The organism is Saccharopolyspora sp. NPDC049357, assembly GCF_040677225.1.
In the GTDB taxonomy this organism is placed as follows: domain Bacteria; phylum Actinomycetota; class Actinomycetes; order Mycobacteriales; family Pseudonocardiaceae; genus Saccharopolyspora.
In genome coordinates this window covers 1-21538 of the sequence record NZ_JBFAQJ010000016.1, presented here as the reverse complement: position 1 = coordinate 21538, position 21538 = coordinate 1, and the positions used below count along the sequence as shown (strand labels likewise).

General features: G+C 64.7%; 22 protein-coding genes and 2 pseudogenes. 11 read left to right on the top strand and 13 right to left on the bottom strand.

Annotation, left to right across the window (positions count from 1 at the left end):
- Positions 1-148 precede the first annotated feature (148 nt).
- Together AB0J91_RS15825 and AB0J91_RS15820 are read right to left on the bottom strand one after the other, a co-directional pair.
- Positions 149-565, bottom strand: coding sequence for a YeeE/YedE thiosulfate transporter family protein (locus AB0J91_RS15825; RefSeq protein ID WP_363868910.1), 417 nt, complete (start codon positions 563-565; stop codon positions 149-151).
- Positions 565-1191, bottom strand: a complete 627-nt coding sequence (locus tag AB0J91_RS15820; RefSeq protein ID WP_363868907.1) for a YeeE/YedE thiosulfate transporter family protein — start codon at positions 1189-1191, stop codon at positions 565-567. Before AB0J91_RS15820 ends, AB0J91_RS15825 begins: the two co-directional genes overlap by 1 nt.
- Positions 1192-2493: 1302 nt before the next feature.
- On the opposite strand from AB0J91_RS15820, the gene AB0J91_RS15815 reads away from it, so the two are divergent.
- A complete protein-coding gene (locus tag AB0J91_RS15815; protein WP_363868904.1) occupies positions 2494-2739 on the top strand; it encodes a hypothetical protein in 246 nt (81 codons plus the stop codon).
- A 315-nt stretch (positions 2740-3054) separates the two neighbouring features.
- Here AB0J91_RS15815 and AB0J91_RS15810 read toward each other — a convergent pair whose 3' ends face one another.
- Entirely contained in the window at positions 3055-3480 is a 426-nt protein-coding gene (locus AB0J91_RS15810; RefSeq protein ID WP_363868901.1) for a hypothetical protein, read from the bottom strand.
- A 317-nt stretch (positions 3481-3797) separates the two neighbouring features.
- On the opposite strand from AB0J91_RS15810, the gene AB0J91_RS15805 reads away from it, so the two are divergent.
- The 5 genes from AB0J91_RS15805 (at position 3798) to AB0J91_RS15785 (ending at position 9769) form a co-directional block, all read left to right on the top strand.
- Positions 3798-4823, top strand: a complete 1026-nt coding sequence (locus tag AB0J91_RS15805) for an LCP family protein (RefSeq protein WP_363868898.1) — start codon at positions 3798-3800, stop codon at positions 4821-4823.
- Between the two features lie 15 nt (positions 4824-4838).
- Positions 4839-5204, top strand: a complete 366-nt coding sequence (locus AB0J91_RS15800; RefSeq protein ID WP_363868895.1) for a hypothetical protein — start codon at positions 4839-4841, stop codon at positions 5202-5204.
- Positions 5205-5384: 180 nt separating this feature from the next.
- The gene (locus AB0J91_RS15795) at positions 5385-6920 is read left to right on the top strand and encodes a serine/threonine-protein kinase (RefSeq protein WP_363868892.1); all 1536 of its coding nucleotides are present in this window, start codon (positions 5385-5387) and stop codon (positions 6918-6920) included.
- Between the two features lie 135 nt (positions 6921-7055).
- Positions 7056-7904 (top strand): SAM-dependent methyltransferase, encoded by an 849-nt coding sequence (locus AB0J91_RS15790; protein ID WP_363868889.1) that lies wholly within the window; start codon positions 7056-7058, stop codon positions 7902-7904.
- A 1700-nt stretch (positions 7905-9604) separates the two neighbouring features.
- Positions 9605-9769 carry a hypothetical protein gene (locus AB0J91_RS15785; protein WP_363868886.1) on the top strand — a complete coding sequence of 55 codons (165 nt, stop codon included), beginning with the start codon at positions 9605-9607 and terminating at the stop codon, positions 9767-9769.
- A gap of 394 nt (positions 9770-10163) precedes the next feature.
- Here AB0J91_RS15785 and AB0J91_RS15780 read toward each other — a convergent pair whose 3' ends face one another.
- The gene (locus tag AB0J91_RS15780; RefSeq protein WP_363868883.1) at positions 10164-10601 is read right to left on the bottom strand and encodes an FHA domain-containing protein; all 438 of its coding nucleotides are present in this window, start codon (positions 10599-10601) and stop codon (positions 10164-10166) included.
- A 449-nt stretch (positions 10602-11050) separates the two neighbouring features.
- Positions 11051-11228, bottom strand: a pseudogene (locus AB0J91_RS15775) (leucine zipper domain-containing protein); the annotation flags it as partial.
- 730 nt (positions 11229-11958) lie between these two features.
- On the opposite strand from AB0J91_RS15775, the gene AB0J91_RS15770 reads away from it, so the two are divergent.
- Complete coding sequence (locus tag AB0J91_RS15770) at positions 11959-12636, top strand: phosphotransferase (RefSeq protein ID WP_363868880.1); 678 nt, start codon at positions 11959-11961, stop codon at positions 12634-12636.
- A 69-nt stretch (positions 12637-12705) separates the two neighbouring features.
- On the top strand, positions 12706-13071 hold the full coding sequence (locus tag AB0J91_RS15765; RefSeq protein ID WP_363868877.1) for a hypothetical protein: 366 nt from the start codon (positions 12706-12708) through the stop codon (positions 13069-13071).
- A gap of 120 nt (positions 13072-13191) precedes the next feature.
- Here the strand turns inward: AB0J91_RS15765 and AB0J91_RS15760 are convergent, their stop codons facing one another.
- The 3 genes from AB0J91_RS15760 to AB0J91_RS15750 form a co-directional block, all read right to left on the bottom strand.
- Positions 13192-13581 carry a hypothetical protein gene (locus tag AB0J91_RS15760; protein ID WP_363868874.1) on the bottom strand — a complete coding sequence of 130 codons (390 nt, stop codon included), beginning with the start codon at positions 13579-13581 and terminating at the stop codon, positions 13192-13194.
- A 737-nt stretch (positions 13582-14318) separates the two neighbouring features.
- Positions 14319-14549: a transposase gene (locus AB0J91_RS15755; protein ID WP_363868871.1), complete on the bottom strand. Its 231-nt coding sequence runs from the start codon at positions 14547-14549 to the stop codon at positions 14319-14321.
- Between the two features lie 664 nt (positions 14550-15213).
- On the bottom strand, positions 15214-15414 hold the full coding sequence (locus AB0J91_RS15750; RefSeq protein ID WP_363868868.1) for a hypothetical protein: 201 nt from the start codon (positions 15412-15414) through the stop codon (positions 15214-15216).
- 774 nt (positions 15415-16188) lie between these two features.
- Between AB0J91_RS15750 and AB0J91_RS15745 the strand changes: the two are divergent.
- Positions 16189-16853 (top strand): annotated as a pseudogene (locus AB0J91_RS15745) (transposase family protein).
- A 209-nt stretch (positions 16854-17062) separates the two neighbouring features.
- On the opposite strand, the gene AB0J91_RS15740 reads toward AB0J91_RS15745, so the two are convergent.
- Positions 17063-17371 carry a hypothetical protein gene (locus AB0J91_RS15740; RefSeq protein ID WP_363868865.1) on the bottom strand — a complete coding sequence of 103 codons (309 nt, stop codon included), beginning with the start codon at positions 17369-17371 and terminating at the stop codon, positions 17063-17065.
- 428 nt (positions 17372-17799) lie between these two features.
- Positions 17800-18210 (bottom strand): SSI family serine proteinase inhibitor, encoded by a 411-nt coding sequence (locus AB0J91_RS15735; protein ID WP_363868862.1) that lies wholly within the window; start codon positions 18208-18210, stop codon positions 17800-17802.
- A 542-nt stretch (positions 18211-18752) separates the two neighbouring features.
- On the opposite strand from AB0J91_RS15735, the gene AB0J91_RS15730 reads away from it, so the two are divergent.
- Positions 18753-19046, top strand: a complete 294-nt coding sequence (locus tag AB0J91_RS15730) for a hypothetical protein (protein ID WP_363868859.1) — start codon at positions 18753-18755, stop codon at positions 19044-19046.
- Positions 19047-19215: 169 nt separating this feature from the next.
- Here AB0J91_RS15730 and AB0J91_RS15725 read toward each other — a convergent pair whose 3' ends face one another.
- From AB0J91_RS15725 to AB0J91_RS15715, 3 genes are all read right to left on the bottom strand, one after another.
- The gene (locus AB0J91_RS15725; RefSeq protein ID WP_363868856.1) at positions 19216-19506 is read right to left on the bottom strand and encodes a hypothetical protein; all 291 of its coding nucleotides are present in this window, start codon (positions 19504-19506) and stop codon (positions 19216-19218) included.
- Positions 19507-19687: 181 nt separating this feature from the next.
- Entirely contained in the window at positions 19688-20170 is a 483-nt protein-coding gene (locus tag AB0J91_RS15720; protein WP_363868854.1) for a hypothetical protein, read from the bottom strand.
- 96 nt (positions 20171-20266) lie between these two features.
- Complete coding sequence (locus AB0J91_RS15715) at positions 20267-20557, bottom strand: hypothetical protein (protein ID WP_363868851.1); 291 nt, start codon at positions 20555-20557, stop codon at positions 20267-20269.
- Positions 20558-21287: 730 nt separating this feature from the next.
- On the opposite strand from AB0J91_RS15715, the gene AB0J91_RS15710 reads away from it, so the two are divergent.
- The coding region (locus AB0J91_RS15710; RefSeq protein ID WP_363868848.1) for a hypothetical protein at positions 21288-21538 on the top strand (251 nt) is incomplete at its 3' end.

Genomic DNA, 21538 nt, shown 5'->3' with positions numbered 1-21538 from the left:
AGCCACCCCGCGACACAGACTATGCACATCGCACATGCCTTCTGACCTGCAGCAACGGGGCATGTGTGACGGGGGGACATCGGGGTCCTGCCGAGTCGGGGCGGGGCGGGCGGAGTCGGGGGCCGCCCGCCCCACCACTTCGGTTCCGCTACAGGCCGCAGGCGCCGCGGTCGAGTTGGAAGTACCTGGCGTTGGACCAGCGGCACAGCCAGATACCGACCATGACACCGGCGATCGTGGCCAGGGCCGGGAGGTATCCGCTGGCGACCTGGATGATCGGGATCGCCGGGCAGCCACCCGAGATCGCCCAGCCGGTGCCGAACAGCACGGCACCCGGGACAACGCCGCCGTGGATGCGCGTCGGCACGCGGCGGACACCCACCACGGTAAAGACGACCACGATGATCCCCACGGCTCCCGCGAAGGCGTACAGCATGCGCGGGTCCTGGAAGGTGAACATGCGGTTCAGCTCGGCGTAGTCACCGAACCCGATGCTGGTGACGATGAAACCCAGGGCGAGCCCGGTGATGATGTTGGCGACGAGAACAGCGCCTCGGGTGTTCATCAGATCACCTTCCACAGCAGGAACGACACGCCAACGGCGGTGCCGAAGAAGACAGTGGTCGCCACGAGGCTGACCGGCCGCAACCGGCCGCATCCGCTGAGCCCGTGACCCGAGCTGCAGCCGCCGGCCAGCCGAGTGCCGAAGCCAACGAGGATCCCCCCGGCGAACAGCACGCCGATCATGACATTGGGATCGGCGGTGACGAGTCGGCTGAAGCCCTCGCCCATGTCGTAGCGGACTTCGAAACGGCCCATGCTGATCGCCGCGAGCCATCCACCGATGAAGATCGAGAGCAGCAAGGCGGCCTGGGTGACCAGGGGTGCCGGGCGCACGCGCTCGGCCATCGGCTCGATGTCGTGCGCGTCGTCGCTCATCGTCACAGTCGGGGAGGACGGAGCGGGGTGTGTGCCGAACTCCGCGGCGGTCGCTGCGGCGAAGGCCTCCTCGAGAGCGCGTCCGTCGGCGAACTCGGCTTCCTGCTTTTCGAAGCGACGTTCGGCGCGCCAGTGCAGGACGCGGTCCCACGCTGAGGACACACCGAAGGACCGATCGGTGATCAGCGTGTAGTTGATGGTGACGAGGGCGAGTCCGATCGCTCCCGCCCACCAGGGCCAGTAGGTGGTCATGAAGGACCTCGCATCCATTCGGCGAGTCGGGTCCACCAGCGGCGCTTGGAGCTCCGCGCCCGAGTGGACCGTGCTTTACGCCCCTTAGTCGGTGGAGTGTCGGGGACTCGGTTGACGTGTGCCCGTGCTGACTGCTCGTGCCGCTGAACCGGCGCCTCGACCGGCCTGGCGGATTCCGGTATCGGCGTAGGTTCGAACCACGCCTCGGATCCGGGCGCCCCGGAAATGAGGGGTGCCGGCGGTGTCGGTTCGGCGGCAGCGGACCGTTCGGCGGCGTTTCGGATGTGCCTCGCATCAGCTCCGTTGGGCAGCAGTGAGATCGGCACGAGCTGGCCTCTGGATGCCAGCTTGTACCGCGTGCATTCGCGCCAACGCGCCTCGCTGTCGCAATAGGACTCTCGCCAGCCGCGCAAACTTGCGTTCAGCAACGGGAAGAGAGGGCATGTTTTGGCATGGGAGCAGCCCATTTCTCTCCGATCTGACCAGCGACGCCACCGGCCGGGTAGGCGGCGTGGCGCGATCATGTCGTTGTGTCGTTGCAGAACCCGGCGAGTGATCGCATGGCGTCGCGATGCGCAACGCACCGTGACGCCATCCGTCATCTCTGAGCGTTAATCCCGCACGCCGCCCAGCGCGTTACTTCCCGCCGCCCCCTCAGCAAGAGGCGAGATTCGATCAGAACAGCACTATGACCAGCCGTTTTCCCAATCTATTGCAAGCATCAACCAAAAGTGGTCCCACATAGTTGCTCGACCGTGATACGAGCGTACTCGAATCGATTCCAGGAAATGTGGAATGGGTCATATTTTTGATCGCGCCCTCTCGCACGCGGGTGACTCACTACGTGGATCTCGAAAAGTTCTTTACTGTGGCGTAAACAATCGCTCGCACACACTCATCCCCGCAGGTCAAATGACGCTACCGGCAGGAATTGCGCAGGTTACTCACCAGTTGCCAAAGAGGAAGCGGAGTAATCGAGTTCAATTCGCGATGTTTCTGGCGAGGACGGGCACCGGATGCGCTGCGTTTCCATCATCCGCGCCGCTCTGTAGCGGCGTGGTTACCAAACGCCCAAGTTGAGCAGAGGATCCTGCGCACCAGTGCGCTGCACTACAACCGGACGTCCACCGACTCATATGTTGACCACGATGCACGATCTCAGGTCGAGCGGTGACCCGTAACGCTTCGCCCGTATGGCCGATAGGGCAAGTGGATCTCATGCGCTGCATTACAAACAGTAGCGCTACGAGCCCCCCGTGCGGCCACACGGGTGATCGTTGTTTCCGAAGCTAAGGAGTGCTGGTGGCTCGCCACGATGACACGGCCTTGACCTATATCTACGGACGGTTTTCGTTCGCCCGGAAGATGATGACCGACCCGGCATGCAGTCGTGAGAGTCGCCGGGATTGGGCGATGCGTGCCGAAGAGCTGCGGCAGTGCCTTCGGCGGCTGGAACTGTGGCGTTCCGAGAAAGTCGGCGCTCGCTACGAAGACGACGACGTGACTGCGACCGAGATCCTGCCACCGAGGGAATCGGCGAATACGTAGGTGCTCAGGGAAATTCGAAAGAATCCGACAGGTCGAGGTCCAGGCCACTCAAGGTTACGCAATGCCGCTGTCGGCATGGCGTGTTGCGGGTTTCCACTACTGATGATCTCGACAGCCTCTGGAGCGCACCGCGTCGCCTGGGAGAACCCGATGGGCGTTGACCCGAAGTACCGCATAGGCGGACCAGCCGAGGGGAAGGGCAACCGGTCCACCTATGCGGAGCAATCGGATCCAGCATGCTGACGGGCATCAGAACCGAAACAACCGGAAATGAGACCTACTACTTTGGATGGAGGCCTTCCGACTTCGCAAGCATCAGCGGCGGAGCGCCTTGATGATGAGTTTGCCGCCGACGGCCCAGACGAGGGCGGCGAGGGCGTAGTTGAGGACGACACCGAGGAGTTCGTCATCGGGCGTGAAGACGTCGCCGAGGCCGAGTACGAAGACCTGCGCCATCGTGTAAATGAAGGAAACGAATCCATTTCCTTGGTTCGCGTCGAAGACCACGAACAGCACGTGCAGCGTGAAGATCGCGATGACCACGCCCACAACGACGCGGACGATGTGAGCGATGGTCTCGCTGCTGTCGTCTCGGCGCCGGTCGCGCGGCTCGTCGTAGTATCCGCCCTGGTGAGGCGGCTGCTGTGGGTACGGGCCCGGCGGCTGCTGATAAGGGCCTGGCTGCTGCGGGTGGGGGTAGCCCTGCTGGGGCGGCGGGCCGTAGCGCGGGTCGTAGTTCATGGCTGCGGATTGTGTCCGGCTTGACCCGGCTGATACAACCCAGCCCTCATACGGGTGACACGAGAGAAGGTTCACCAGATCTCGCGACAAAGCTGAATCTGAGTCGCTTTGTCGCCGTATGCAGCTAAAATATCGAATTGCCTAATGCAACTAAATTGCATATTGCGCGGATGGTTATCGCCGTGTGATGACTCTGTGTTCAGACCGTAGGTCACCCGTGTGGGCTAGGCCCTACTTTCGTCGGTGTCGCTCTGCGATGCTTCGCGCCGTGCCGTCGGGGGGCGGATACGTATCCGGCGATTGTTTCGGAAGGCGATATGACCTACGCACAGCGACAGCATCCCTACGGACCGCAGCAGAACTACCGTCCGCGCCGTCGTCCGGGCCGCAAGATCCTGGCGGTTCTCGCGGTCTTCTTGCTGGTTCTGGTGGGGTTCCTGGTCTACGTGGACTTCTCGCTCAAGCGCGAGGACGCCATCCCGGCTGACGGCGAACGGCCGGCCGATGGGCCGGGGACGAACTGGCTGCTGGTGGGCTCGGACTCGCGCGAGGGCCTGGACTCCGAGCGGCAGGCCGAGCTTGGCACCGGTGACACCGCGGGGCGCCGTACCGACACGATGATGTTGGTGCACGTGCCCGCCGCGGGTGGCAAGCCGACGATGGTCAGCCTGCCGCGCGATTCCTACGTGTCGATCCCGGGGCAGGGCAAGGACAAGCTCAACTCCGCCTTCGCCCACGGCGGGTCGCAGTTGCTGGTCAAGACGATCGAGGCCAACACCGGCCTGCGCGTGGACCACTACGCCGAGGTCGGCCTCGGCGGGTTCGCCGACATGACCGACGCGGTCGGTGGCGTGGACCTGTGCGTGAAGGAACCGATGCAGGACCCCAAGGCCAACCTGGACCTGCAGCCGGGCTGCCAGACCCTGACCGGACCGCAAGCGCTGGGCTACGTGCGCACCCGCGCCACCGCGCGCGGTGACCTCGACCGCGTGGAACGGCAGCGCGAATTCCTCAGCGCGCTGTCGGAAAAGGCATCCAGCCCCGAGGTGTTCCTCAACCCGCTGCGGCTGTTCCCGCTGATCCTCAACACCTCCAGCACGTTCCTGGTCAACCGCGACGACCACGTGTGGCACCTGGGCAGCCTCGCCTTCGCGATGAACGGCATCGCCTCCGGCGACGGCATCACCACGACCGTGCCTTTCGGTGGTTTCGGCGAGACCGACGGCGGCGGTTCGGTGGTCAAGTGGGACAAGCAGAAGTCCCAGACCCTCTTCGAGGCGCTGGCGTCCGACTCCCCGGTTCCGCCCGAGGTCATCACCACCGCCGAGTCCATGGGCGGCTGAACGAAGGGGGCCGGTATGCGGGAAACGCGACTGGGCGGCATCGGAGACGACGTGGAAGAGGCGTTGTGCAGCTACGAGGCCGCGCTTCAAGCCCACTCCGGCGGACGCCACGCCGACCCCGAAGACCGCTCCCCGTACCTGGAGCAGCTGCGGATACAGGTGATCACACGAGCCGAGGCGCTGCCGAGCATCTGCTGGCCACGACCCAGATGCGAGCACTGCCAAGGGCGGCGCGAGGTCTCCGCGGTGCAAGTCCTCACCCAAGCCGGGCAAGCACCGCAGTTCGTCACCCGCAAGCGGCTGTGCCCGCGGTGCAGGGGCGCGGGCCTGACCATCGACCCTGGTCTCCAGCTGCCGCACGAGCCCCGAGAGCCCGAGTGAGGTCGGTCATTAGGGACCATCTTCACTAATCCGACCGGGCTACGTAGGATCGGCCGGGCCGACGCCCGCTCGCGGATGGCGGTCACACCCATCTCAGCGCGGGCGTCGGCGCCAGCCTTCATGCCCCGAACCGGCTGCCGCAGGCGCAGTTCGGGCAAACTCAAGCACGAAGGACGACGAGTGAGCGAGATCGGCACGCTGCTGGCCAGCCGATACCGTCTTGAACGGCAGCTGGGCAGCGGCGGCATGGGCGTGGTGTGGCTGGCCACCGACGAACTCCTGCACCGCCCCGTCGCGGTCAAACAACTCCACGCCACACACGGCATGGACCCTCGAGCGACCGATGAGGCGCGGCAACGCGCGATGCGAGAGGGACGCCTGGCCGCCCGGCTGCAGCACCCCAACGCCATCTCAGTGCACGACGTCACCGAGCACGACGGGCTTCCCGTGCTCGTCATGGAATACCTGCCCTCGCGCAGCCTCGCCGACGTCCTGGCCGAACAACACCGCATGGCCCCGGAAACCGTCGCCACCATCGGCGCACAAGCCGTCCAAGCACTCGGTGCTGCGCACCAGGCCGGCATCGTGCACCGCGACATCAAACCCGGCAACGTGCTGCTCGGTGACGACGGCACCGCCAAGATCACCGATTTCGGGATCTCGCACGCCGCCGACGACATCGCGGTCACCAAAACCGGAATCCTCTCCGGCACGCCCGCCTACCTCGCACCCGAGATCGCCCGAGGCAACGACCCCAGCCCCGGATCGGACATCTACTCCCTCGGCGCCACCCTCTACACCGCCGTGGAAGGCGTGCCGCCCTTCGGAGAAGACGGCGAGAACTCCCTGGCCCTGCTGCACCGCGTCGCCGCAGGCACGACCCGGCCACCCGAACAAGCCGGACCGCTCACACCCGTGCTCGAGCGCACTCTCGACACCAACCCGAACCAACGCCCCACACCGGAGCAGCTGCACGCGGCACTGCACGCCGTGGCCTCCGGCCAGCCCCTTCCCGTCGATCTCACGGGTTCTCCAGAGGATCGCACTCAGGTAATCGGCCGAATCCCCACGCACACCACGAGCGTCGTGCCACCCACGGCGGCCGGCCACCACGGCACACGCCTGGACAACACACCCGTCAAAGAATGGAGCCAACACCCCAGTTCACAACGCACCACTCGCCGCCCGCTGCTCCTCTCTGGGCTCGCGGCCATCGCGATCCTTCTGATCATTCTGGGGATCACGCAGTTCTCCGCGGAAGACCCGACACCCTCGGCCGAACCGCGCACGGCCCAGCCCGCCGAACTCGAACGCGTCGTCTCCGACTACTACGCCCTGCTACCCCAGCACCCCACCAATGCCTGGACCCGCCTGGGCCCAGCACTGCAAACCCAAGGTCAGACGAACTACCAGAGCACGTGGGCCCAGGTCACCGACGTCGCCGTCTTCTCCGCCCCGGTCACCACCGGCAACAACACCGTGCACGTCGGCATCGAACTGACCAAATCAGACGGCCGCCACATCAAGGAGTTCCACCAACTAGGGCTACTCGTCGCCGATGATGGCTCCCCTCGGATCAACACCGACACCGTCCTGCACGCCGAAACCACCACGCCGCCTCCACCGCAGCCCCCGCCAGCAAGAACCAAGGAACAGGAAGGAAATGACGAAGAGGGCAAGAAGGGCGAAGAAGACAAAAAGGGTGACGACAGCTGACATCCAGCACCGCGTAATCGGACGATGAAGCTCCAATTGATCGTCTGCGGTGACGCCGACACTTTCCCGCTGTCTCACCTCAGCTCATTGACAGTGCGATCACCAGATGGGCTTTCTAAAGCGAGGAGGAGCCCGATGGTCGGGCAGTCCCGTAATGCCGCAGAACTGGACGTAAACCGTCCCAATCCGGGGCGCATCTACGACTGGTTCCTAGGTGGAAATTCCAATTGGGCGATCGATCGCGTTTTCGGGGAACGGCTGCTCGGCATGTGGCCGCAGATCGCGGGTGTGGCACGGCAGAACCGGGCATTCATGCAGCGAGCGGTCGTGGACGCCCTCGATTCGGGAATCCGCCAGTTCCTCGACCTTGGCTCGGGCATTCCGACCATGGGCAATGTGCACGAAATCCTGCAACTGCGCACCAGCGACCCTGTCCGCGTGGTCTACGTCGACAACGAACCAGTCGCGGCGGCCCACACTCGGGTCAACCTGCAAGGAACTGACTGGGCTGGGATCGTCCAGACCGACCTGTTGAACTGGCGCGAGGTCTTCGCCGACGACACTACGCAGCACCTGCTCGACCTGGACCAGCCCGTGTGCCTACTCGCAGTCTCGGTGCTGCAGTTCATCGGCCCCGAAAGCGACATTCCAGGAGTGCTGCGGCGCTACAGCGAGAAACTCGCCCCCGGCTCCCGGATCGCCATGACCCACTTCGCCTCCGATGTGCCCGACCCCGAGGCACGCATGGCCATGGAGCGGTTCAGGACCGAATGCGACGTCACACCGAACCCGCTGTGGCTGCGCGACCGCGCCACCATCACCGACTGGTTCGACGGCCTCGGCGACCAGTGGAGCCTGCTCTCCCCCGGCGTCACCCAGCTCCCCGACTGGCGTCCCGACCTGATCACCGACCCCAAATCCGCAGCGGAAGCAGAAAAGATGCGGCCCTATGTGTGGTGCGGCATCGCCACACGCAGCAACTGAGCGACCAATTGTCGCGCCCTCATGGATAGTGGAACAGGCGACCAGGCGGCGGTCGCTCATGCGCAGTCAACGACCGCGCATGCAAGGCGGGACACGTTCATTACCGACATCCCACCGAAGTTAGCGGACTCCAGCGCCCCTGCGTTCCCATCGGCCCCGGAGACTGAACGCCAGGCATCACCCGCCTTGATCAGTGATCCGGGCATGGCGAGCTTGAGCGAGCCGGTGAACCTGCCGGAAACTGATCGCCCTTGACGCCTTCGCTGCCGCCAACCCGACCGGGATCGCCACCAGCCCGAAGCTTGCCTGGAGGCGTAGCAGGGTTGTTGCTGGTCAGGGCCTCGCCACGAAATGAGGTACGTCAGGCACTGGACGACAGGCTCACACCCTTCTCCGCGAAGTGGCTTCAGCCTGCAGGGTCAACGCTGTCCACGAACGGGACCCTGCCCTTGTCAGCCCTGAGTGACTGACGACGAACACAACAGTTCGATAATCGGGGGCCGATCACGCCACCCAGATCAAATGGGCATGCCCGAACCGCAAGTAGGCAATCGGCGACCACAACCGGTCCTAGAAACGTTCAACCAGGAGGTCAAGCAAAAAGCAAAGGCTCCATGGGGCACACCAGGGCCGCGGGAGACCCATGGAGCACCAAGAAGTTTACGCCACTGCTTCATCAAGCCCTGGCCGTGCCTCCATCTAGCATCTAATGGACTTAACACGCCCGCTGTCGGTCACACAGTGACGAACTCGCTTCGCAGCATGGAAAAGAGGTTCGGCGATGGCCGTCTCGTACTCTTCTTCGCCGGTCACCGGGGCTTGGCACCTTTGCTTCTCCCCGCGCGCAGCGCACACAACGACGAAGAGCAGCACCTGCGCTTACAAGAGCCGAAACTAGCCCACCAACAGCGCCTGTGGCGACCCAGGTGGACGCCGGTGCACGTGTACCCAGTGGGCCAGCAGCGCAGTTTCGTGGCGTCCCCAGAAATCGCTCGGTTTGACACGAGTCATGGGTCTCCTCGGCCTGGGTGAGCGTGTTGGAGCCGAGCTCGCGGCCTCGAACGTACGGTGCGCAGCGCGGTCTCCCGAGCGGTCTCGGCCTCGACTCCGGCAAGCATGGATTCCAACAGGATCAGCGAGCAGGTCACGCTGGCGGGCTGCGATGATTACGCGGATGTCGACGTCCACGGGTTCGCAAGTCTTCGGCGTCCTACCGGCGTTGCGGATACCGCCGACCGGTTCGAACGTTTAAGACCACCTGCACCGCCGCACACGCGGCCTGAGATCACTCGGCCCCGAGTTTCAACATGTCCGGTCAGCCCTCAGCCAACCGGGGATCACGGCTCGATGTCGGGTCAGCATGACCCATAAGAACTCTGATACGCCTTCGCAAATCTACTCTTTGTGTCCGTGCGAATACTCAGTGACAACCATCAGTTCACGCAATCGTTTGCTGTCTCCACCCAACGAAACCTACTGCCCTGACCGGGACTTCCGGCCCATGTAGCCGCGTACGCCAGCGCTGTTCACTGACGACACAGCACGATACGACTTTTGTGGATCTTTCGAACCAGGACTCGAGCGATGAAGGGTGCGTCATGAACACACCACGGGACCAGGCAGCTCAGCACCGGAGAAGTACAGGCTGGATTATGATCATGGCATACGCCCGTAACCCATGCCCTTCAGCTGCACCCGGCATGTTCGACGACCCTGTTCTCCGGGAGGCATCCCGTAACGCGGTCTTCTGGCTCGGGCTCAACCTGGCCTTGGGCAAGAGCGGCGCTGAAGCCTACGAGGATGCCTACGTTTCCGCACTTCGCTCAGCGCAGGACGGTGTGCTGCTCTCCGCCGCGGAGCTGTGAAACGGGTTGAGGAATGGCGGCCAAGGCCCGCCAAGGCGGCATGTGTCGCTGCGACATCGGCGTCGCGTGCTGGCTTTATCAGAAGACCACCAGTTTCCGCCGCAGGTGGCGGGCAGCAATGTCCGGTCGCTCAGGGGCCGGGAGGTTCCGACGCCAATGCGTCCGCCGCGCTGCTCGAGAAACAGTTCAGGACGTCGATATACAGCGTCGGGCGGCTTGCTCCGAGTAGCCGCGGGATCGAGGCGAACCTGGAGCATGGTCGTGGCCCACGAGCAAGCGCACCTGCAGGACAGGCACCACCTCTACGTGGCATGGGGATCGGTCCTGGCGGCCAGACGAGCTGCGATCGACCTGAGCACCCCCGGCGATCTGCCCCTGATCGCCGGCGGTCGGGTCAGCGCTCAGCGTCCGCCGCTGGACTGGCGTGGAAGGTGAACCGTGCCGTGCCGATCCAGATCTCGTCCCCCTCGGCCAGTTCCACGCACTCCACCGGTCGCCTGTTGACGAAGGTGCCGTTGAGCGAACCACCGTCGATCAGGACGCAACGGCCGTTCTGCACCTCTAACTCGGCGTGGTAGCGGGACGCCGTCACATCGTCGACCACGATGTCGCAATCGCGGTGCCGCCCGATCACGGTCAAGGGCAGCGAGAGCGTGAACTCAGCACCCTTGTCCGGTCCGCGGCTGACGACCAGCCGCATGCCCTCCGCCGCGGGGCGCGGCGACGGGATCAGCGCCGCCAACTGCGCGGTGGCGGCAGGCCCGCGCCCGGTCACCACGTTCTGCAACGTCGCCTCGCCGGACAGCCCGGCGATCTCTGCGCTCTGCGCCATCAGCATTCTCCTCGCTGTTCTGCCGCGGTGTGGGAGCGGTCCTCACCCCGAGGCCCAGCACAAGCATGCAGGCCACAACCGCCCACCAACCGGGCCTTTCGTCCCTTCTCGTCTCCGCTCCTCGGTAAGTACCGTGCGTCGACACCAAGTCCTCACTCGCCGACGCAACAGGAATGCCGTTATCGGCAGCCACGGGCCTCCCAACAGCCCCGGAGACGCCCACGACGAAGGCACCGACGATCACATTCGCCCGGACGAAGCCGCAATCCGATTACGGTCCCGCCAACTGCGGCTTCGACGTTTCCGCCGAGCGAGGACCCCTTCCTTCACTCGGAAACCACCCAAGGAACGAGTCTCTCGTTGATGTCGGCCGGTAGGATCTCAGAACGTTTCAGGCGTTGCTGAATGCGTCGACGATCGTCCGGCGGTTCTTGTGCCGGCGCTCGTAATTGACTCGGACGATCAAGCAGGCCAGCCTCGCCATGGCGGCGCCCTGTTGACCCATTTGCTGGCGCATTGACGGGAGATACCGATTTCGGCGGCGACGTGGGCGATCGGGCGGGTCCGGCACCGCTGCACGAGCCGGCGGCGGCCCTCAACAGACAGCGGAGCATTACCATGGTGCATGGACGGGCCTTTCTGGCCGGCGGACGAGTTGGTCGCACTTCCCATCCTGCCGCCGAAAGACCCGTCCCCATCCTCAGGCCCCGCCAGCCGACACCAACGTCACGACCCGCAACAACTAGCTGCTGGACCGCCTCGAGGTCGAGCAGGAGTACTGGGCGCGCCAGGAAAAGGGCGGGACCACCGACGCCAACCGAGCCAGGCGCGAGGCGTTCAGCCGGATCCTTCGCGCGGTGTGCGACCCAGCCGAGCTGGCCACCCCGGTGGGCCACACCGCGGCGTGACTGGCCGGTGAGGGCTCCACCGACACCTCGTACTGGGACCAGATGCCCGGTCACCGGGTCACCGCCCGGCGCAGGCGCGGCCGATGATCATGACACGCCTTCACGTCATGGATCGGATCCTGTGTTCATCTGAGTACGGTTGGTCACCGTTCGGTGTTGCTCACGGTCACGGTGAGTGCGCCCGCGGCCTGCCAGCGAATGCGATGTTGGGAGTGACCGGCGGATGACCCGGCATGACTGGGCGCAGCTGCCCGATGGCCTGCGGGCTGTCATCGAGTCTCGGTGCGGGCAGGTCGTCTCGGCGGCGAGCCCGCCCACCGAAGGGAGCTCGGATCTGGCCGCGACCGTGACCACCCGGCGCGGACAAGTCTTGTTCTGCAAAGGCACGCGCCTCGGCGAGGAGTACGCCACCCGGCGGCATCGCCGCGAGGCCGAGCTCGCCCCCCTATTTGCCGCTGATCGCACCGGGCTTTCTGTTCTCCGTGGTCGCCCAGGGATGGCTGGTCAACGGGTTCGAACGCATCTATGGCAGGCACGCCGACCTGTCACCGGGCTCTGTCGACCTTGCCCGGGTTTCCGCGGCCATCAACGGCTTCACAGCCGAGGGCGAACACGCCCTGCCCCAGCCGCCCGAGGGCGTCGTACCCTCGCTGGCCGAGGAGTGGAGTCAGCTGGCGGCCTGGAAACGACTCGCTCACCAGCACAGCGACCTGGATCGGTGGGAGCGCTACCACCTTCACGAACTCATCGCCTGGGAGAGTCTCGCGCTACCGCTCATCGAGGGAACCGCGCTGTGCCACACCAGCCTGCACCCGCACAACATCCTGGTCGGTGAGACCACCGTGCGCCTCGTCGACTGGGCACGGTCCCGGCGGGCCGCACCCTTCGTGGACGTGGCCATTCTGATCATCGAGCTCATCGCCGCCGGACACACTCCTGAACAGGCCGAAGGGTGGGCTGCCGATCTGCGGAGCTGGCAGGAAGCCAGCACGAACGCGGTCACCGGGTGCGCGGTCATGCTGCTGGGAATCCGGCGATACCGGCACCACACCCATCCCCGTCCGCACCATGCGAGGCTGATCGACGCCGCCCGTGCCTGGGTCCGACACCGCATGAGCACCCATTAGCCTGGCCCTACGAGGGTTTTCGACACGGGCAACGCCCACCGGCCTGTCAACAACGACCGAAGAGACACCATGACCGTGACCGCTTCCGACACGTTCGCCAAGTTCATTGGCTCCGGCGCAGTGGGCTTGCCGTGGTACCGCATCGAGGAGCACCCGGCCGACAATATCGACGCCGACTCGTGGACGCTGGTGTTCTCCGAATGCGACTTCGGGGACTCGAACACCGCGATCTCTCAGTACGTGATCACCCATGCCGACCTGATGCGGGCCGTGCGCACACTCGCCGCCGCAGACGGCACCGGCCGCGACCACGACACTGTGGCGCACCAATGCCGAACACTGGTTGTCCACGGCCCCGAGACTGTGCACTTCGATCCCGAGGCGGCCGATCAGGTGATCCAGGTCGCCGCGTTCGGGAAAGTTCGCTACCGCTAAGCCGCGTGCAAGAAGAGCCGTGCCCGGAGCCGCGGCCCAAGCCCTCGACGGGGCGGTAGTGGCGCCGCGCTGTGCGCGGCCGCGGGCAGGCCGTCGGGCCTTGTCGGCGTCGTGATCTGGCTATTGGTTGGGGTCGTGTTGTGGTCGGGGGTCGCCGGAGGTGTGCAGGTCGACGCTTTCCATCGCGGCCCAGTAGCGGTGGGCGTCGGTGACGGCGGTAGCGAGCTGGTCGCTGAGACGGACCAGGTGTGTTCCGGCGACCCGGAGCTTGTCGGCGGGGTCATCGCTGATCTTGGCTCGTTGCAGTTCGTGTTCGTCGAAGTGCCCGACTTGGTTGGCCAGCACGGTGCTGAGGTGGCCGAGTTGGGCGAGGGTGCCCACGATCGCGGAGCCGAAGGCGTGGAGCTCCTGCAAGGAGGGGTGTGGGGTTCTGGCTTGCCGGCTCGCCGCCGCTGCCACCTCGTCGCGCGCCCGGTGCAGTGCTTCCAGAGGATGTTCCTGCTCTGACACGAGATTGCCTCCTCCACCGAGTAGTGGTCACTGCACCGCGCACTGTCGTCCACATCATCGCCCGGCCAGCCTGGCAGTGCGCTGTGGATGTGGATCGCCGTGGGGGCGCCGTTGTAACAATCAAGGCCACCCGTGCCCTGGCCCAGATCGAAGGCGGCGGGATCGTCCTGCCCATGGCAAGTTGGAATCGCGGCACACCGTGTTGTGGGACGAACCAAAAGCAGGCACCTGAGCGCCGGCCTCGACCGCTCGGCCAGCACGGAGCAAAACTGACCGAGCAGTCGAGAATGCCCACGATTGCAGAGCCCACGGCGTAATGCTCGTGCAAGCAGGGTTCACAGGTACGGGGGCCTGCCGGCTTACCGGTCCGCTACCGCCCTGGTGCGGCGCTTTCAAGGATGTTCCTTCTCGGACCGAGATGCGTCGTGTGCTGCGCCGAGCGCATGCGCATCATCTCCCAGCCACCGGCCAGACGCTGTAGCCGCCGACGATCAGCGCGGCGGGCGCGGTCTCGCCAGGCCGAGTCCGGAGGCCCGTCGCCCGCATTATGGTTCCGGGCATCTGGCCAGTCTTCAAGGTCGTGTGGACCGTGTGCCGATACCTGTGCAGACCGTTGAGAACACCGATCCGGGACGGTAAGACGATTCCTGACGATTCCTGGGACGATCTCGTGGCCGAGATTCGACACGCCGCAGGTAGTACGAGACCGACCGAGAAGTCATGGTCATCGATGAAGCTCATGACCGCCTCCGGGTCGGGTCGATCTCGCCCGCAAAATAAGCGCTTGCCGCCCGCAACACGTCGTTGACCCGCTTGAGTTCGGCATTCTCCCGGCGCAGACGGCGGTTCTCCTCGGTCATGTCTGTCGTCGGCCGGTCATGCCGCTCGTCCCGGTCGGCCTCGTCCTGGCGGATCCAGTTCCGCAACGCCTCCGGATGCACGTTCAGCAACAACGCAACCATCGACACAGCCATATCTTGCAACCCAGCCGACGAGCGGCCTTTTCACGCACGATCGTGCAGTACAGCCGGACGAGCACGCGGTTTCGGTACGTGTGCGCGGATCTATCCCCCGCTCCGGGCAGATGTCCTGGTGACACGATCACCCTGGGGGGTCGTGAGCGGTGGACGTCCCTGCCCATGCGGGGGGCATGTCACGGGCAGGGCCGCCCCCGGTCACGCATCCAGCACCTGCGCACTGACCTGCGTCAAGGCATGATCCGTCGCCGCGATCTCGGTGACCAGACCCCTAGTGAGGCGGATAGTCCTCCGCCGAGCCCGTCGGAGCGCCCGGGAGTCCAGTCTCGCCAGCGCAGCATGGCCCTTTCACCCGACCGGATGGTTTTACGGTTCCTGGCCTTCTCCCTGGGCCCGCGGGCCCAGGTGATCGCTCAATCGTGTCGGCTGGGGCCCCGCTAGCCTGGCCTGGCGAATCGGGGGATGCGGGGTGCATGTGGCTGCGGCTACGTGCACGGCACCGGGCCGGGATCAGGCGCGAACCCGCCCGGTGCCACACCCCTCCGGACACACCGCGGGTCTCGGGTTTCGTTGACCCGTCACGATCGCGACGATCGCAGCCTCCCGGTTGCCCGCACACTCCGCAGGCAACAGTCCAAACAGGCGCTAGCCCGGTTTACCGGTCGATGTCGACATCGGTGATCACCCCTGGCCGCACTGCGTGACGCATTCTGGCCCGGACCCACACCTTGGCGAACAAGACGTTGTCGGGATCGGTCCCGTCCGCGTAGCTGCCCTGATCGTCGAGGGCGAGGTGGTGACGCACCAGCATGATTAACTCGGCGTAGCGGCGTTCCAGGCCGGGTTGTCGTGTCATCGATGTCCCCCATGCGTTGCCGCCGCTTCTCGCACACTGATGGAGCGTGTACGTGTACGAATCCTCTCTTCCCTACCCGCCAAGGACCCAGACCAATCTGCAGATGCGGCAATTCCCGCGTTTTGGGAACAATCTCGTCCAAGTTCATCTCGTCGTAGCCCGGCCAGGGCTGCTCCTCGCACAGCTTGTCGATGCGCCCGATGACCGTCGTACGCGCCTGGTTACGCGTTTCGTAGCCCCGGACCATTCGCAGTTCGAACTGGGACAACCCCGGCAACTTCTGGACGACCTCGTCCGCCGTGAGTTTGTCGTAGTGTGAAATCGACAGGTCTTCCTGGCCGGTGAACGCCCCCACGACAGCCCCTTCGGCCTCGGCAGTCCCCGGGATGCGGGCTGCCTGGTCCGCCCACTCGCGGCCCGTGCGGCGCGCGGCCTGGTTCACCTCGCGGCCGCGGGTTTCGAGCCCTGCTGGGCGCCGCCCACGATGGCCTCCCCGCGTTCCGCGAGCTCGTCGAAAGTGAGCGTTTTCCACTTGGTCGGTGCGAGGCTTGGTGCTGGTGAGGTCGGGTGTAGAGAGAGAAGAAGCTCCTGGTAGGACGGGTGATTGCCTAGATCAACTCTGTCCGAACCAGGAGCTCCGAGGTGCTTTCTTACCCGTCGTCGATGTCGGTGTCCAGTCGCGCGCTGAATATGCTGGCCGACGCGTTACGCCAGGAACGACGAGCACGCCGAACCCGCTGGTGACGCCTCGAGGCGGGTCAGCAGGCGTTGTTGGTGTTGGCCTACCTGCGTAGAGGCGAGACCTACGCGGATCTCGCGGGCGGGTTCGGGATCGGGTTGGCGACGGTGTTCCGCTATATCCGTGAAGCCCTCGAGGTGCTCGCCGCGATGGCCTCACCTCTGGCGGAGGCGGTCGAGACGGCCCGACGGAAGGCGTTCGTGATCGTCGACGGGACCTTGCTGCGGACCGACCGGGTCGGCATGGTCAGTGGGCGCGATCGCCCGTTCTACTCCGGAAAACAGAAGAGACACGGACTCAACGTGCAAGTCCTTGCCGATCCGGCCGGAAGGCTCATGTGGGCCTCACCCGCGTTGCCGGGCGCGCGGCACGACATGGGCGCCGCCGTGAACACGGCCTGCTCGACGCGCTCGAACGCGCTGGGGTGCGGGTCATCGCCGATAGCGCCTACCGGGGCGCAGGTGTGAATGTCGAAGTACCGCACCGTCGTCCACCGCGCGACCCCGATACCGGCGAGCGTCGTCGCCGACTGTCGGCCAACGAAAAGGGCGTCAACACAGCGCACGCCCGCCTACGCGGTCCGGGCGAACGCGCGAACGCCCAGCTCGAGTCCTGGAAGATCCTCCGAAAGATCCGTTCCAGCCCACGGGCGGCGACCCGCCTCATCGACGCCGTCCGAAGCGTCATCAACACAGGCTGAGCCCAAGTGGAAAACGTTCAGTGACTGCCCCAACGGCTAATCGCTGCGAGCCGAGCCCGGACCAACGTCCGGGAGAGCACGGTGGGAGACCAATCCGAAGAAGCGCCGGCTGGGAGGACGAGCTCAAGGCGTGGCGAGGTGCGGGGACGAAGCCTCGCCACGCCTTGAGCTTGGCGGGGCCCCTGAAATCGGGGCGATCAGCCAAGCGATCAGCCGGCGGATTCCTTCTCGTGGTCCTTGCTGTCATCTTCTGCGGTCGCTTCGGCATCTCCGCCGTTCGCGCTGCCGCCGTTGCCGGCGCCGCATTCCGCCTCAGCGGGAGCAAGGACGCCGATAGCGGGGCAGACGTTGACGCCGAAGCCGCCGGCGCCGCCGTGACCACCGTTGCCGCCCTCGGAGGCAGCTGTGGTCACCGACGAGTCGTTGTCCTCCGACTCATCCGCGAACGCAGGAGAACCCACGACCATCAGCCCAGCAACGGCCAGCGCTGCACCCGTCAGCCGAGTAGAAACACGCATTCCTCGCACTCCGATCTCATCAGTCCAACATGACCGGCCAGTCCACTCCGCCGCGCATTTCCGAGCGCGGTTCGGGGGATGTTGATCAGCCGACGATCACCTTTGCACTGGGGAGCTCGGTTTTGCTAGCCCAACCACCCCATAAGGGTGGTTCGATCACCCAGCTGGTCATCGAGAACTCATGAGCTCCGAGGTTCTTGACAGCAATTCATATTTACTCGGACCGGGAGTGCGCCGCACGCTCGACCAAGATGAATTTTCTTCCGCGTTCTCCACGGTTCACCTCGGTCGAGCGCGATCCGGCACCACAGGCGACAACAGCAGCGAGGCGACCTTCGCAGTGGACACCCGCATTCTCGGCACGAGCGTCGACGTCTCGTGGAATGCCGACTCATTTCACCCCGCCGCACGACGCCCCTATCCGGCACTCAGAATGCAAACACGCTGCCAGTTGAGCGCTGAAGCTCGCACAGATTGATGTTCGACGATTGGTAGCTCACCTGGCGATCTTTCCAGAACCCCTGGACGGAAGCCGACACCGAGCGACGTTCCTTGGTGCAGGACTTACTCGAACTCGACTCTGCGTCCAGATCTTGGAAGCGTCCGTCTGCGGCCTTCAATTCATCGCAGGCCGCGAAGGCGCGCGGATGATCGCCGCCCGTCGGGTCGCACTCCAGGACCACACCACGAGATTGCTGATTCTCGGTGATGGTCAGGGTGAACCTGCTTTGCGAACTGTCGTCAGGCGCAGCGTGAGCCCCGACGGGAAGCAACACCACGGTGACCAGTGCGGCGACGCCACCCACGAGGCGAGCCAATCGAATTTGATTCATGAACATGCCATCCTTCCTGGTCGATCACGGATGAGAACTGCACTCATTCGTCATACCGCACTGGCCATTTCCTTCCTGCATGAAACTCCCACGACCACCTAACCGTGCGACGCAGCGCTCATTTATCGAACTGTCGCAACAGCACACAAGATCGGCTATTCGTCGCCTCGAGATCAGCACCACGTCTGATCGAAATGACGGGCCAGTGACTGCTCGTGACCAAAAATCTGATCCGATTCATTCAAGGTCGCCGACATATCCGGCCACGCACCTGATTGCAAATCACCCACGGCACGACCCGATTAACCCACACCAGCCCACTCCGATGGATCTTTTCGCGCATTATCCCGCCCATCACCACATGAGGTGAGCATGGATGTCTTGAGTTGCGTCATCGCACGCCTGTCGCGCTATGTTCTCAGTGGTCTGGCTGAAAGCAAGACCATTTCAGTCCCAAGGGAACCCGAACTGGATTTGCAATCCGATGTTGTTGCTCGGTGCTTCCCGCGGGACACTTTCCGCATGTTGATATAAGAAAGGTTCTTCTCATGCACAATGCGAAGCGGGTTGTTGCTGCGACGGTTCTGGGAGTTCCGCTGCTGCTCGGCGCTCCGGGCATGGCGATGGCCGGCGGTGACCAGCACGGGAAGCCGCCGGTGCCGACCGAGTGGCTCCAGGTGCAGAACCAGGAGAACGCCACCGAGCAGGCCAACTCGAACACCTCGCCGATCCACCAGTTCAGCGTGGGCAGTGGCGACCCGGCGGCGATGACCTGGAACAACCAGGCCAATGAGAACGCCACCGAGCAGAACCAGGACGCCGAGCAGGAACACGGGGACTGATCGGTTCCTCGCCCGGTCACCAGTAGGCGTTCAACCAGATGTGGGGTTGGCCCGGCGACTTTGTCGTCGGGCCAAGCCCTGCTTCTCAGGCCGATGTATCGAGATCCCAGCTGCTCCGCACACGAGCGAAGAGAAGACCGCCGAGTATCCGCGCGCTGTCAGGCACTGCTCAGTCCTCCGGCTGCGCGAAGCCCGCGTCCTGATCGGACACGCTGGAATTGTGCTGCTGGGCCCAGTTCAGCGCCGACTGGTCACCATCGCTGCCGATGCTGACCTGATTCACCGGTGACACGGTGATGTTCGTCTGAACGGTGCCACTCTGCTGGGCCTGCGCGTGAATCGACGAGGGATCGGGCGCGTGTGGCGCGGGCCCGTCGGCGGCGAACGCAGGGACGATCGCGCCGAACGAGGCCGACAGGGCAAGACCAACCAGCACGCACCCTCGCTGAATAGTGCGCATCAACCTACATCCAATCTGATCTGGAACTGACGGGTACGCGGTCAAGCCCCCCGGCTTGGCCGGACATTCAAGAAATGAGCGGACCGAGCACGCGAAGGCGAATTCACCTCCGTGCAGCGAAGATGAAGTTTCCTTCGCGTGCTCATGAATCACCGCGCGCTCGAGCGGAAGGCGCCAGCTGTCAGCTGTCGGCCTCCTTCTCGTGGTCCTTGCTGTCGTCTTCCGCCGTGGCCTCGGCGTCACCGCCGTTGGCGCTGCCACCGTTTCCCGCGTCACATTCCGCTTTACCTGGTGAAGCGATGCCGATCGCAGGGCAGGCGTTGACGCCGAGACCGCCGTTGCCGCCGTGCCCGGCGTTTCCGCCCTCGGCCGCGGCGGTCGTGATCGACGGGTCGTTGTCCTCCGAATCAGTCGCGAACGCAGGAGAACCCATCGAGATCAGACCGGCGGCCACTGCCGCGATACCCATCAGGCACGTAGAAGCACGCATGTTGCCACTCCTTCTTCTTTGACTCCAAAGGAAGCCCGACCGCAGTTCTCTGAAGAACTTTCGAAATCCGTTGGGGATTTCGTTGATCAGACGCGGGCACTCTTGCATCGTCTGTGCTGATCTCGCGTGCTCCGACACACCAAAGGAGTGGTTCAAGCCACTGAACGGTCGCATCTTCACTCGTTCAGCCCCCACGAAATGCGAAAGTGGTGCCGGTCTCACCAGAGGAGACCGGCACCACGAAAGAGATCTGCGCATCCAGCGGGCTGATCAACCGTGAGACGCCTTCTCCTCGTCCTTGCTGTCATCTTCCGCAGTGGCTTCAGCGTCGCCACCGTTGGCACTGCCACCGTTCGCAGCACTGCACTCGGCGCTGGCTTCACCGAGGATGCCGACCGCCGGGCACAGGTTGACGCCAAGGCCGCCGTTGCCGCCGTGGCCGCCATTCCCGCCCTGCGAGCCGGCGGTGGTGACCGAGGGGTCGTTGTTCTCGTCGCCGCCGGAGGCGAACGCAGTGGAACCGACTCCCAGCAGTGCGGCGGTGGCCATCGTCGCGGCCATCAGGCGCATGGTAGTGCGCATGTGAAACTCCCAACATATTCGCGTTCACTACGGTTGATTGTCCATCATCGCGCTCACGAAAGAACTTTCGGCGAGCGTCTGAGCGCCGACAACCACGTTCCAGCATCCGCACCGGTTTTGCCGCTCGTGGCCCGCGAAAGAGCGAACTCCCTCACCAATCGGGAGAACCGCGAATCCGGAACTGTTCTCACGTAACAGACGCAGCACCAGAGGCTTCCGCTCCTTCACCCTCGGATCTCGCCACCAGACCCAGCACCGCCGCCTCGGGACAATTTAGTGAACTCAGGCTGCGATGCGGCCTGATCGTGGTCCTCACCGCGCTGCCCGCTCGCTTGCTCTCAGTGCCCTACGCGGATGTCGACGCCCAACGGTCGGTGATCGTGAACCTCCTCGCCGGCACACTCATCGGAGCATGGGCAGGGGCCACCTGGACAACGAAGATGCGTTCGGCCACGCTCTACCGCGTGCTGGCGGCACTGCTCTTCCTGATCGCAGCGGCGCTGGCGTGGAGGTACCTCGGCGGGACCGGGTCGCTCAAGCTGTCACCGGCGAGCCGAACGGTCACGGGAATCGCCGCCGGTCTGGCGATCGGCGCCGTCGCACTGATAGGTGTAGCGGGCGGTGAGCTGCTGATCCCGGCGATCGTCCTGCTGTTCGCAGTCGACATCAAACCGCGGGAAGCCTCTCGCTGGCCGTCTCCCTCCCCACGATGCTGGTGGCCTTCGCCCGATACAGCCGTGACCAGAGCTTCCACGTGCTCCGCAGCAACGGGAGGTTCCTGGCCGCCATGTCAGCCGGATCGATCACCGGCACCGTCCTCGGCGGAGTGCTGCTCGGCGCCGTACCCGAAATCGTGCTGATCCCGCTGCTGATCGGCTTGCTGCTGCTGTCCTCGGTCACTGAACGTTTTCCGAGAAGCGGTCGCGTGGCCGGTGACCGTGTGGACGTCCCACAGCAGCC

What these genes read in the sequence shown, in the direction of transcription:
- AB0J91_RS15725 (WP_363868856.1), bottom strand. Translation starts at nt 19,506, where the DNA reads ATGCGCACTATTCAGCGAGGGTGCGTGCTGGTTGGTCTTGCCCTGTCG.
- AB0J91_RS15750 (WP_363868868.1), bottom strand. Translation starts at nt 15,414, where the DNA reads ATGACACGACAACCCGGCCTGGAACGCCGCTACGCCGAGTTAATCATG.
- AB0J91_RS15810 (WP_363868901.1), bottom strand. Translation starts at nt 3,480, where the DNA reads ATGAACTACGACCCGCGCTACGGCCCGCCGCCCCAGCAGGGCTACCCC.
- AB0J91_RS15730 (WP_363868859.1), top strand. Translation starts at nt 18,753, where the DNA reads ATGCACAATGCGAAGCGGGTTGTTGCTGCGACGGTTCTGGGAGTTCCG.
- AB0J91_RS15820 (WP_363868907.1), bottom strand. Translation starts at nt 1,191, where the DNA reads ATGACCACCTACTGGCCCTGGTGGGCGGGAGCGATCGGACTCGCCCTC.
- AB0J91_RS15805 (WP_363868898.1), top strand. Translation starts at nt 3,798, where the DNA reads ATGACCTACGCACAGCGACAGCATCCCTACGGACCGCAGCAGAACTAC.
- AB0J91_RS15785 (WP_363868886.1), top strand. Translation starts at nt 9,605, where the DNA reads ATGTTCGACGACCCTGTTCTCCGGGAGGCATCCCGTAACGCGGTCTTC.
- AB0J91_RS15735 (WP_363868862.1), bottom strand. Translation starts at nt 18,210, where the DNA reads ATGTTCATGAATCAAATTCGATTGGCTCGCCTCGTGGGTGGCGTCGCC.
- AB0J91_RS15765 (WP_363868877.1), top strand. Translation starts at nt 12,706, where the DNA reads ATGACCGTGACCGCTTCCGACACGTTCGCCAAGTTCATTGGCTCCGGC.
- AB0J91_RS15715 (WP_363868851.1), bottom strand. Translation starts at nt 20,557, where the DNA reads ATGGCCGCGACGATGGCCACCGCCGCACTGCTGGGAGTCGGTTCCACT.
- AB0J91_RS15800 (WP_363868895.1), top strand. Translation starts at nt 4,839, where the DNA reads ATGCGGGAAACGCGACTGGGCGGCATCGGAGACGACGTGGAAGAGGCG.
- AB0J91_RS15740 (WP_363868865.1), bottom strand. Translation starts at nt 17,371, where the DNA reads ATGCGTGTTTCTACTCGGCTGACGGGTGCAGCGCTGGCCGTTGCTGGG.
- AB0J91_RS15780 (WP_363868883.1), bottom strand. Translation starts at nt 10,601, where the DNA reads ATGGCGCAGAGCGCAGAGATCGCCGGGCTGTCCGGCGAGGCGACGTTG.
- AB0J91_RS15790 (WP_363868889.1), top strand. Translation starts at nt 7,056, where the DNA reads ATGGTCGGGCAGTCCCGTAATGCCGCAGAACTGGACGTAAACCGTCCC.
- AB0J91_RS15825 (WP_363868910.1), bottom strand. Translation starts at nt 565, where the DNA reads ATGAACACCCGAGGCGCTGTTCTCGTCGCCAACATCATCACCGGGCTC.
- AB0J91_RS15720 (WP_363868854.1), bottom strand. Translation starts at nt 20,170, where the DNA reads ATGCGACCGTTCAGTGGCTTGAACCACTCCTTTGGTGTGTCGGAGCAC.